The sequence below is a fragment of the Sporocytophaga myxococcoides DSM 11118 genome, from assembly GCF_000426725.1.
GTDB classification, from domain to species: Bacteria; Bacteroidota; Bacteroidia; order Cytophagales; family Cytophagaceae; genus Sporocytophaga; species Sporocytophaga myxococcoides.
Genome location: NZ_AUFX01000006.1, coordinates 207,872 through 220,690 on the forward strand (window position 1 = coordinate 207,872; position 12,819 = coordinate 220,690).

7 protein-coding genes and 1 riboswitch are annotated in these 12,819 nt (G+C 36.8%); of the genes, 1 reads left to right on the forward strand and 6 read right to left on the reverse strand.

Annotation, left to right across the window (positions count from 1 at the left end):
* Positions 1-234: 234 nt before the first annotated feature.
* The 6 genes from K350_RS28095 to K350_RS0109510 form a co-directional block, all read right to left on the reverse strand.
* Positions 235-3,240 carry a glycoside hydrolase family 11 protein gene (locus tag K350_RS28095; RefSeq protein ID WP_081670948.1) on the reverse strand — a complete coding sequence of 1,002 codons (3,006 nt, stop codon included), beginning with the start codon at positions 3,238-3,240 and terminating at the stop codon, positions 235-237.
* An 832-nt stretch (positions 3,241-4,072) separates the two neighbouring features.
* Entirely contained in the window at positions 4,073-4,696 is a 624-nt protein-coding gene (locus K350_RS0109485) for an SMI1/KNR4 family protein (protein WP_028979712.1), read from the reverse strand.
* 73 nt (positions 4,697-4,769) lie between these two features.
* The gene (locus K350_RS0109490; RefSeq protein ID WP_028979713.1) at positions 4,770-6,716 is read right to left on the reverse strand and encodes a CotH kinase family protein; all 1,947 of its coding nucleotides are present in this window, start codon (positions 6,714-6,716) and stop codon (positions 4,770-4,772) included.
* A gap of 174 nt (positions 6,717-6,890) precedes the next feature.
* Complete coding sequence (locus K350_RS0109495; protein ID WP_028979714.1) at positions 6,891-7,922, reverse strand: YncE family protein; 1,032 nt, start codon at positions 7,920-7,922, stop codon at positions 6,891-6,893.
* 7 nt (positions 7,923-7,929) lie between these two features.
* Positions 7,930-9,627 carry a T9SS type A sorting domain-containing protein gene (locus K350_RS30965; protein ID WP_051313013.1) on the reverse strand — a complete coding sequence of 566 codons (1,698 nt, stop codon included), beginning with the start codon at positions 9,625-9,627 and terminating at the stop codon, positions 7,930-7,932.
* 9 nt (positions 9,628-9,636) lie between these two features.
* Positions 9,637-11,652, reverse strand: coding sequence for a TonB-dependent receptor (locus tag K350_RS0109510; RefSeq protein ID WP_081670949.1), 2,016 nt, complete (start codon positions 11,650-11,652; stop codon positions 9,637-9,639).
* A 35-nt stretch (positions 11,653-11,687) separates the two neighbouring features.
* Positions 11,688-11,881, reverse strand: a riboswitch (cobalamin riboswitch).
* Between the two features lie 160 nt (positions 11,882-12,041).
* Here K350_RS0109510 and K350_RS0109515 point away from each other — a divergent pair.
* Complete coding sequence (locus K350_RS0109515) at positions 12,042-12,710, forward strand: superoxide dismutase (protein WP_051313014.1); 669 nt, start codon at positions 12,042-12,044, stop codon at positions 12,708-12,710.
* Positions 12,711-12,819: the final 109 nt, after the last annotated feature.

Sequence of the window (12,819 nt, forward strand, 5' to 3'; positions counted from 1 at the left end):
TGTGTTTCACTTTAAATTTCCCATGCAAAGATTGCAAAGCCCGCTCTATCAGGAAACCCGGAACTTGCTACATTTATTTTTTATAAAGTATTTCAATTTTTATTATTAAAAATGAAATAATAAAAGCTTCAACTTTTATACATATACAATAGTATCATAAAAAAACAAAACTCCAGTCGATTGATATCAACTGGAGTTTAAGAAGAAGATGATGATAGATGTATGTGTTTTTAATTAGTGTGCTACAATAATCTTTTTTGTTACAATCTTTGAATCCTGTCTGATCATCAATATATAAGGCCCATCAGCTAATTCACTCACATTTAAACTGACATTGCTACCTTGAATATTAACAGGCAACGATACTTCCGTTCCTAAGGCATTTGTCATTTTAACAGATGCATTTATCAGATTCAATTCTGTCTCAACTACAAATTCATCTCTGGCAGGTACGGGATATACATTTGCAAACATATTGTTACCTGATGATATTCCTGTAGTTATACCGGCATTCACTGGTAGAGGCGCTGAAGTAGTAATACCTCCATTACTGTCAGTTACCCTGACCGAAATTACATGAGCACCTATACTGGCATTGGTCCAATTGAAGTTATATGGTTGTGAAGTATTTGTACCAAGCAAAGAATTTCCATCTAAGTATTCAACCAATGTAACACTTCCATCCGGATCCGAAACATTTATTGCAATAGTGATTGTTCCTTCAATTGTTTCATTCGCTGCCGGAGATGTAATTGAAATCACAGAAGGTTGATTAGCAACAACATTTATATTCGTTGGCTGTGATGTAGCCTTGCAACCTGATGCGTCTGTTACTTCAACAGCATACCCCCCAGCAGTAGAAGCTATATAGGATGCAGTAGTCCCTACCTGCACAGAACCATTATACCATTTATATGTTAAACCTGAGCCAGTATTTGCATTCAAAGTAACTGAAGCTCCTGAAGGGATGGTGGTTGAACCGGCCGAGGTGATCACTGCTGCTGGCAGAGAATTTACAGTGACTGAAATTTTTGACCTTGGACTCTCACAGCCATTTGTTGTTTGAGACACATAGTAGTTTGTTGTACCTACTGATGTTGTTGAAGGCGTCGGAGCTGTTGGCAATGCGGTAGATGTCGTATTGTCTGCATACCACTTCAATGAAGTTCCTGTTGCAGTTAATTGTGTTGCAGCGACATTCTGACAATAAGCCACGGATGCGTTAACCGTTGGTTCAGAGGGCGCTGCATTAACTGTTACAGTTGTTGCGGCAGATGTAGCTTTGCAATTATTTGCATTTGTAACTTCAACGGTATACGAACCAGGTGTTGTTGCAGAATATGTTGCACCAGTTCCAACCTGTGTCGTTCCATTTTTCCATACGTATGAAGAACCTGTACTTGATGTCAATGTTACTAAACCGCCGGAGCAAAATGTAGTTGCTGAACCTGCGGTGACAGATGCTGTCGGCAAGGCATTTACCGTCACTTTAATCTGAGCACGTGAACTTTCACATCCTCCAACATTCTGCGTTACATAATAAATAACCTCTCCTGCTGCGGCTGTAACAGGTGTTGCAGTTGCTGTACCTGTGCCTCCCGTCGAAGACGTGTACCATAACAAGTTTGTACCTGTTGCAGTTAAAGCTGATGCAGTTGCATTCTGACAATATGTAACAGGCGATACAACTGTTGGAGGCTCTGGTGTCGTACATGGTAATAATCCCTGTAAGATAGCAGTACCAAATAAGGAAGGATTTTCCCAGGCATCATCTTCACTTGCATTCCAGGATAACTTACCATCACGTGTTCCGTTATCGTCATCGTCGTTGATCATAAAATCCATACCTACCAACTGACCTATTGCAGGTGAACCTTGTAATGTAGTCCACGGAATACGCGCTTCCACAATATAACCACCTGTTTTGTCTACAACTTTATAAGTAATATTAGTTGTTGAACGTCCTGAAGGCAATATACCAACCGTTGTGCCATCGTTCCACCCAAAAGAATATTGTACATCGTTTGCCGCATAGGTGGTAGCCTTGTCATTATTAATGTCTACGTAGACTTCAACAGCATCATCATCATATACATTGGTACTTTCATTCACTTTTTTGTCATCTGTTACATCTGCCAGCACATACAAATAGGTATCGTCCCATAAGGCTTTAAAATTACCCGACAGATCTGCAATATTCGTAACAGTTCCTGAAAGCAACTTTGCTGCGGCTGCCGGCTGCACACTTGCATTCGTCCACGTGGACTCAATTGCTCCATCAATGGCAATCGGTGTTGGCACTTTATAAATCTTATATTTCTGTGACACGCGAATAGTAACTTCAGCTCGTGGTCCTTCACATCCGTTCAGTGTTTGTCCTACATAATACTTTGTAGTACCAGCTGTAGCAGTACTTGGTGTAGGAGCAGATGATAAAGCTGTACCACCTGATGATACAGTATACCATTTAAGATTAGTACCTGTTGCTGTTAATTGTTTAGCTGTTTCCCCAACTTCGTAATCAAACGAAGCTGTCGTTGTCGGCGCAGGAGTTGCGCAAGACACGCATTCACTCACTGTGATATTTGAACTTCCTGAACTATGATACCCTTCTGATTCCATGATTTGGTAATCCCAGGTTGAACCCATGTTCATCCCGGCAGCCTTCCATGCAGCAACGTGGTTGGCAAAGGTGATGGTTCCGCTAGATCTTGTTTGTGTACGAACACTCCAATATTGTTGAAATGTCGCTGTACCAATAATAGACGGTTGATTGGTACGAGTTGCCGTATAAATAGTATATGTACCTCCATCACTCGTATAAGTACCTTTTTTTTGTATATCACTTGTATTTCCCGGAGGTGTCCATTGTCCATGATTTTCACACACATAATATTCAATTAAAGCATTTTTTGTCCATCCATATAAAGCCAGAAACCCGTTGCTTCCACCATTAAATGAGCCAGAAAAGCATACTACTCTATCCGGTTTCCCCACAGCCCAGCCTTTTCCAGCAGTGAAGTTTCCAACATTGTTCCATGTTGTACTATAGTTTCCTGCTGCCCCCAGGGTCATGGATGCTGATCCTTGGCTATTATCATTCCAGAAGGAATAAAAAAAACCATTATGGGTACTTTGCGTATTTGTGGTTACAGTCTGTGCATACATATGAGATGTTATAAATAACATCACAAATGAAAAGACGACACGGGACAACATTGGAGGTAGTTTTATTTTCATGCCTTTACGGATTTAGAATTAGGATAAATTAAAGGAAATTTTGGGTTCTACACATCCAGATCAAAAAGGTAAACATCGAAACAGCTTTTGGAAACTATCTATTAACCACTGCTTATCAACAACTTACAAAAGCGCTGTAAAAAAAATACTGAATTTTACGCCGTAGAAGGCATTATTATATGATTATTCGACCAGATTCAAATTCCTCCTTCTGACCGGTCAATCAACTTTTGCATAAGCATTATTATGCATTGATAATTTTGTTAATTTTTACTTTAATTGAGTTCAAGTCTATATTAGAGTCCATTAGCTCGGGTAAGCTTTCTAAATAAATTTTATCTTCGGCAATTTTAAATATAGATGGAGAATTCACTTTTATTCCCTGGTAGTGACCAATTAATTCAATTGCCACTGAACGTTTAATATCGCCAACAAGTTTCGAGCCTTCATAATAAACTCTTAAAGTGTCTTTAGGAAGAATGGGCAAAAATTTCTCTTCAATTTCTGTCTAAATGTCCTTTTTAGTAGGATAATAGAAAACAAGTCTATTGCTATTTTGCATTTTCCATAATCTTAATTCTTGTATATATTTAAAATTATGAATTCCATTTTTAGCAAATATTACAATGATTAAAATCCCAAAAATAATTCTTATGATTCCCTCATTCTTATAGCCCCATAAAATTAACAGCCTCCGATTAAAAACGTAATAAGAGTTGTCAACATGATATTTTTATAATCTCTCATTATTTATGGATAAAGATTTCCATATTTCGATGACAAGAAAATTTCATTACTAACTCTTTCTAGAACTGCTAATATTCAATTACACTTACTGTCGCTTCCACCTTTCACTTGATTGCCAATTAACTATGTCAATTGATTGATCAGTTTCCAAATAATGATTTTCGTCTTGTAAAGCATCTTCACTAAGATGATATAGATTATCTTCTAAATCTTTCGCAAAATCTGACACTAATTGAGAGGTAGAATTGGCTACTAAAATTCCAGTTTCATATTCATCATCAATGAAAATGATTTGTCCATACTTTCCTTCATTGGTTGGCCTAAGGTCAAGGTATAAACTTGTATGTGAACCATCAAAAGCAAATTTCACCCAATCTGAATTGTATATATTAGATTTATCTATTTCCTTATCTGCCTTCTTTAAAGAAATATTTTCAGAAGAAAATTTCTCTTTACTATGATATTCTTCAAGTATTCTTTCAATCGGATAAAAATCCATCCCAAAGAAAAGACTACCGACATTTCCATCATCACACAAGCCATTATGCCATAAGTATAGCTCTTTAAAATCTTTCGGAAGAGTCTTGTTTATTGCTTTTTCCAGTTTATTAATTTCATTTTCACTTGCAGGTTCTAACAATGAAAACTCAGTAATTTTCTCAGCATTTTCATTTAACCAATTTTCAATTTTATCAAAACTGCTTTTCATACTTGTTTTTTTTTGTTAGATCTTATCTCTGCCGCAAATACAGCCAACTAGTTTTAATGAGTTGCCCATACTCTTAAGGCACTATACATTTTATAACTTCAGATTCCCCTGATGAGCTTGTCACAAGAACCAGATAAATTCCTTTTTCTATGTTAATGATAGTATTTTCTGCTACTGTTTTGGAAACAATGGTTCTTCCTAAAAGATCAACAACATCAACTTGTTGTTGCTGGGTAGTATTATAGATCTGTATACTGTTTTCATCTGTACGTATAATGACTTTCGAATTCCATTTCTTACCGGTAGAAGCAATAACTGTAGGAGTATACTCTAATTTTCTATCCATCCAAACTAATCTTTTTTTGATATACTCCTTTACATTATTTACTTCAGCAGCATAACTCCCATAGGTTCTCGGATTCATGTGAACCGGAGAATTGAGTATATTCCAACGAATAAAATTTAACTGTTGAGATTGCTCTAATTCAACTGCATAATCATTAACAACATTTAACAAAGTTGATTCATTCAATATTCCATGATCCCGATATGTAGCATATACAGATTTTAAATCAGCATATAGACTTGAATCGGAAAGTAACCTATTCACTATTGAGCGTGCTCCTCCCGCAGCACTTCCTTTAGAGACATAAACCCATTCCGGATTATTATTGATAGGATAAGTACGGTAATCGTTTTCGTATGCTATATCAAAGTCCCATACCGGACCAAATCTAAAGAGATCATCATTCCTTTTCTTATATAGGTAAGTACTCCAATATGTGTCCGTATTGCCACTAAACTCACCCACTAAAAATTGACGTATAAAACTTCCTTTATCTATGTATTTTGAGTATCCATTTATTTCGTCTTTGTAGCCGGGTGAAAACAATGCAGTTTCCATTGAATTGAAATAAGCAGTTATATAACTTTTCTGTCCTGGTACAATCTCATCGTCTTTCGGATATTGGATAGTTACCGGAGTATAAGTTCTAGTAGATACAAACCAAGAAGTTCCCTCATTGGCATATGCATCAATTTCTAGTAAGTATCCTCCTGACAAATTGGGCAGAGATACATCTTCCGGTGCCATTTTCTCTATATCAATTCTTTGTTTTGCAACTTCAATCTGATCGCATAATTGATAGGTACCTTTGTACTCCCCGTTCAAAATAACATCCACTGCCTTTCCTGCAGGCGTATAAGACATATCCAAACGTTGGCTTAAATCAAAAGCCAACAGGTTTCTCATCAGAGTTTTGTCTCCATAGTTATTTATAAGTGTCCAGTTTTTCTCTTTAGCAGGTAATTTCAATAAGGAAGCTTTATTATAGAGCTTCATCTTATATGGTTTCTTTGGAAAATTCCAACTGGCGTTTCCTCTTCCTTTTATCTCAAGACTATCAGTAAATACCTGAGCGCCATTATCAGAAATTATAGTTACTATTCCCTTTAGATAATTATCTTTTGAAACTATATCAGCAGCATCTTTAGTATGAATTGTAATGGTAGGTAAATTTGTTAGCTGGTAGAGATTGCTATTATCACCTTCCCCTTTTTGCCCATAAAATTCAAGTTCAGCTATGTTGCAATAAGTACCGGAAGGACCTACATACCTTACATATCGAAATCCTTTGGAACAATTTATAATTTGCTTGGTAAGTATATTTTCTTTAGGGACTTCCTTGATAATGAATAGTGGTACGGCATCACCGAAGTCAGGATTATTTGCACCTTCAAATACTCCAAGTTGTAATTTTGAGGCTCCACCTTTTGCGGGACAATATGAAATCTTTTCAATTACATATTTTTCGCCTAAATTTAAACCTACCCAGCTCCCACTACTTTGTGTAATATTAGCAAATGTGGTTTCTAAATTTCCATCAAATGCATTGTGTAAATTATTACCAGTACCAATAACATTGTCACCAGAGAGTTTTTCCGGAACATCTTGTGCACTTAGTGTCAAATAATTAATGACCATAATTACTAACACAAGGGCTTTATTTGCATTTTTCATTAACTGCGGATTTTTATCAATAGTATAAATTTAAAAAATTTTATAATATTTCATAGAGAAAAAAAAGGATATGTATTAGAATAGACAATTCAGATATCCACAAAAAAAGGCTGCCTTTATAACAAAGACAGCCTTCCTATTTCCAAATCCAGTAAATCAAATCAGAACTTTTTATTAATAAAAACAGAAATCTCCCGGCGTTGTGCCGACTTTAAAACTATTCAATAAAGTTCCGTTTGAAAGATGGCGGTATACTATTCCCTGCTGAACATAATCTATAGCATTCGAGACATAGATAACCCCTGATGCAGGATCAATGCCTAACCCATAAAACAACATATTACCCTGCGGGATCAATACTGCGTTAGGTAATGAGACATCTGAAATAGACAATTGACATACTCCTTTATTCAGATAATATAATGTATCTTTTGTGCCATTGATCTCTAATGAACCGGGGTTGTCTGAGGCATTAAATGAATATGATTGTTCAATTGCATTAGTAATCGGGTTTATCTTATGCAACTTTGCAGCAACTGAGCCATTCTTGCCTGCAAGCACCCACACCTTATTATTCTTATCTGTTTTAATAGAATAAGCATTCAAACCTATCTTAATGCTATCTTCTATAATATCACTTGCAGGATTAACAATATATAGGTATTGCTTTCGTACATTCGTTACAAAAACCTTGTTAGCCGCAAGCACCAGCTCTTCTGTCCAACCTTTACAGGGAATTTCTTTAATCACATTGTTGGTTGAAAGATCCACAACGTAAATAGCATTTCTTTTGTAATCCGTCACATAAGCTTTATTCTCTCCAACTGCCAATATATACCTTGGAGAACTTAAGCCGCTTATCACCCCCACGGACTTAAGACTATCAGGAGTGACAACTTCTATTTTAAATGAATTATTCACCACAATGTAAGCCTTTCCATTTATAATAGACATAGACTGACAGACATCTCCCAGTTGACGATTATTAACTGCTTTAAATGCATCTTCAGTCACCTGTTGATCTGAAAAGTTATAATAACTTACAGAGGCATTTCCCCAAGTAAAGTTTCCTTCATTGGTAATATATACACCGGCAGCAGGTTTCGCTGCCACCGGTATTTCAGGTTTCACATCTTTGGCTTTGTCACTTACACAGGCACTTAAAAGGAAAATGCCAGCACAAACAAATCCTGTGATATTTTTCATCTTTAAATTAGTTAACAACAAATTTTCTTGTAATTACTTCACCTTCCTCAATTACTTTTACTACGTAGATGCCAGCAGTAAAGCCTTCAGTAGAAATAGTGAACTTTTGAGAGTCTGACTTCTGTGACTTCACAAGTTGACCAGCAAAATCATACACCTGAACATCATACTCCTGATCTACAGAAACATTTAGTGTGACATTTATGAACTGATTTTTTTGAGAAGGGTTAGGATAAACATTGATACGATTTTCTTCTGCATTAGAAATACCAGCAGGAACTCCTGTGTTAATCACACCAACAGCATCCAGATCAAAACCACTGGAAGCAAATGGAGTTGGCCAAGGATCATTTACATTTCTACCTTCAGCATCTTTGCTAGCGTAGAATGGATTAATACTTCCAACAACGTCTACTACACGTACATACGTCACAGCATATATATCCAGCCCGTCTAGATCTTTTAATTCATCAAGATCGAATGGTGTACCATATTCACCATTATACTTGCCTGCTAAATTATTAAGAAGGTTTTCACGAAGATATGCATTGGTTCCTGCCTGATCAATCTGATGCGTTACAGGATCTGTATAAGAAGTAGCAGGGAAACGGAAAAAATGTTCTCCGTCTGAACTCACTTCCACAAAGGCGAGTTCTTTAAACTCCTGAGCAAAGCTATATTCAAAGACTGCAAAATCAGGCCCAACGCCATTTATAATTGGCATATCAAAGGTAAGTGTAGCATAACCACTATCTCCGAGACTTACTAACCCTGTGCCTGCTCTTCCATAAGCACCAGTTAATTCTCCGGTTGATGCTTTACCCAGATCATGGTTTGAAATATCCTGAAATCCTCTTGAAATAACACCTCCTGAAGCCCAAATCTTAAACAATTCACTATCCTTGTGAATAGCAGTGTTTCCTGCAGAGCCAGGCTTACCTGAAAACTGAGGATTGTTAAAATTATCCATTGCAAAATAAGCAGGAGTATTCATACCCCACTCTCCCACATCAGATGAAGTGAGTTCAAATGAAAGACTGTCAACATTTCCAAGCGGAGTAAGATCCACCCATTGCCAGGTATTTACGATATAATCAAATAAGTTATCTGATGAGCGATAATCAGCGAGATAGAAATCAACACTATTAGCTTTTCCTTCACCATTTAAATAACCTTTAACAGTCAATTTGTACCAGTCCTCATCATTGCCGGATTCTCCACCAAACTGCTTTGCTCCAAATTCTCCGTTCTTTTTATCTTTCATTGAAAGTGCAGTGTTGGTAGTATTGGTAACAAAAAATCCACTGACCGTCTTTCCTCTAAGTGCACCTGTAAGACGAACCGATGATGGTGAATATGCAGATGATACTATATAATTTCCTGAGGCATTATAGCCTGCTCCTGTAATTGCGCTGTATGGATTTACATGTTTAGGAGTAATGGTGTCCTTCATGTTCGTATAAGAGAAACCTGACCAGGACTTATATAATGTGTTATAATTATTATAAAAGTATGCATCACCACTTTGAAAACCGCCAGAACCGTCAGAACCATTCCAATAGGAGTTGGGAGAAAGAGTATGCTCATCAACAGTTGAAACGCCTTGTGCTATGGCTACTTCCGCCAAAAGCAAAAAGCAACAAAAGGTCAAAAGAGGTTTTAATCCTCCTAAGTATTGACTACACTTACTGTAAACTTTTTTCATTTTATTATTCTAGTTTATATGTTTATTTGGTTTATTAAAGGCATATGAGAGGCCAGCTTGAAAATACCTCATTGGCATGGCCTGGTTTAAAACTACCTGATAGGATTCATTCCAGAGGTTATTCACTCGAACATTAACATTCAAAAATGAATTGCCCATTCTAAAATTCTTTCCTACTACAATATTCCCTAACTGATAGGCAGCTACTACCTTTGAGTTATCTGTAGTATAGTATCTGTTTCCGGTATAGCTGTGAACATAATTCACGTAAAAACCTTTGTATATGAGCTCTAAAGTTGCCTGACTTGTATAAATAGGAACATAGATTAATTGCTTTCCTACAATATTATCATTATCCATCCTTGCCTTCTGATTGGTAGCAACAACATAGTTGTACAGTGCTGTAAGTCTTAATTGAAAATCTCTGATTTCTTTATAAAAGGAAACACTGCTTTCCAAACCTCTGGACCAAATGGATTGGATATTCTGCGCATTCCAGGTACCTCCTGAGGGAAGCCACATGATGCAGTTTTCAATGTTGCTATTGAAGAATGTAAGCATAACAGAATTTTTATTTCTATTTCCTCTGATTTGAGAAGCTATCAAACTTACTTCTTCGCTCCATCCAGACTCAGGTTTAAGGTTTCTGTTTCCTCCAGGATTCCAGTACAAGTCATTAAAGGTCGGCACTCTGTATGTTCTTGAAACATTCGCTTTTAAAGACAAATACTTAACAAGTCGTCCTTCAACACCTGCTGATGGTGTAAAAGGTATTAGCTTTCCCTGAACCATCTCCTGACGAAGACTTACTACAGTCCTCCAATGATCATTCAAAAAAGAAAATTTATATGAGCTAAACAATGCCGTTCTATTCTGTGAAGGAGAATCCGGATAACCATTAGAGGTTGCCTGATTAAATGTATTATTCAACCCTATATTCAATAAATGATTTCGTCCTAATCTTATATTGCTCTCTGCCTCCGAAATTGAGGTATGGAATCTTGTTACTGAAAGCATGTGAGCAAGCGTATCTTCATAACTCATACGCTCATTGAAATAAGCGGTCCTTACAAAATAAGAAGCTACCTTTCCCGATTTCTTCCATTCAGAGGTAACTCTAAAAAAATCTGAACCAAGAGTCTCGTTAACTAAGAGCATAGGCTGATTGCTGGATCTGGAAGCCATGGATGGCGGAATCTCTCGATAATTATCCTGCAACCAGATCCTGACATTCAGCTCCTGGTCCTTTTTTATTCTGAAAAAATTCTCTGACAATAATCCCTTCTGCCTCACAGCAGCATTGATTTGTCGTACTCTATACTCACCTACATAAAATGGAAAATCATTCTCAGCTGTGTAATTAAATACTTTAAGAACACTTACAAATCTGTTTTTAGAAATACAAACATTAGCTGATTGCTGGTAGGAATTAAAACTTCCTCCATTTAAAGAAGCGACAATAGTTAATCCTTTGTTAAATCCAGGTGAAGAATTAAGACTTATAACTCCACCAGTCGCGCCGCTACCAAAGAGTGCTCCGGCACCACCATACTGTATTTCAATATTATCTGCGAAATTTACCGGAATATAAGAGAAATCAGCCTGGCCAAGAGTAGGTGATTGTACATTAAAGCCATTCCATAAGACTGCTGTCTGGCTCGCATTTGTCCCTCTCGAAGATATGGAAGCCATATTTCCGATTCCATAAGACTTAATAAACAGATGAGAACTAAAAGTCAGTAGATCTCCAAGATTACCAGACTTATATCTTTGTATAGATGCAGAATCAATCCTTTGTATTTTATTTCCTGCAGTAAAAGTATTCAGTCTGTTTCCTTCAATCACAACTTCCCGCAAATGAGATACTGTATCAGCTTCAGTCTGGGCAAACAAAGCCTGACTCAGCATGCAGAATAGTGACAGAAATAAAAACTTAACAAACTTCATTACAAGATGATCATTATTATAATAATCATTCGTAACAACGAAAATACGGCCTTGAGTGAATACAGGTATCCCTATCAATGAAGCATAAATCCTTTGCCCTTTCTCCGAAAGCTACGAATGTACAGATTCTGGCAGGTCTTCTGACTCACTTTACTTTTGACGGCCTTCCCATCCATAAAGGACAGTGGCGAGGATGTCAATCGTTTTTACAAAGCTTACAGCAGCGGGAACTGTTCAGGATTTCCACCTGATTCCCTTTTAATTCCGAAGGTGCAGACCACCGGAAACCAAAACTTGCGACAAATATACTAAATCTATTTTTCTTTTTGATCTTTTTTAAGAATCATAAATTATAGAGGCACAATAATCATATAATTATCAACCCATTACAACTTACTACTATTAAGTTTATATAAATAAATCTAAAACTTACTATTTTTAGCCAATAATAACCTAACTCAATCCCTATGAAAAAAATATTGTTAAGCGTTTTAGTATTGTTTATTTCAACATTATCATTCGCACAATTTACCCTTCCTGCTCTGCCTTATGCTTATGAAGCGCTGGAGCCAAGCTTCGATACTCAGACCATGCAGATACATCACGACAAACATCATGATGCTTATGTAAAAAACTTAAACAAAGAAGTAACAGCCAATCCTGCTCTCAATGGAAAGACCATTGAAGAGATCTGCAAAAATGTAAGCAAATACAACACAGCGGTAAGAAACAATGGAGGTGGGCATTACAACCATAGCTTATTCTGGACTGTCCTTTCCCCAAAAGGAGGTGCACCTGCAGGAGCTCTTTCTGAAGATATAAACAAGACTTTTGGCTCATTTGACAACTTCAAAGCTCAATTCAGCGACTCTGCAAAGACAAGATTCGGGTCAGGATGGGCTTGGCTGATAGTGGGTCAAGATGGGAAACTAAAAATCACTACGACTCCAAATCAGGACAATCCTTTGATGGATATAGTAAAAGTTAAAGGAACTCCTGTGTTGGCACTCGATGTATGGGAACATGCATATTACCTGAAGTATCAGAACAAAAGACCGGACTATATCTCAGCATTCTGGAATATAGTCAACTGGGATGAAGTAAGCAGAAGGTATGCTGAAGCGAAGAAGAAGTAAGTTGAAAGCTTAAAGTTCAAAGTCACAAAAAGAGAGGCTGTAATATTATAGCTTCTCTTTTTTGTGAATCTTCATGTTAAAAAAGCTATACTTCTATAATATCATATAG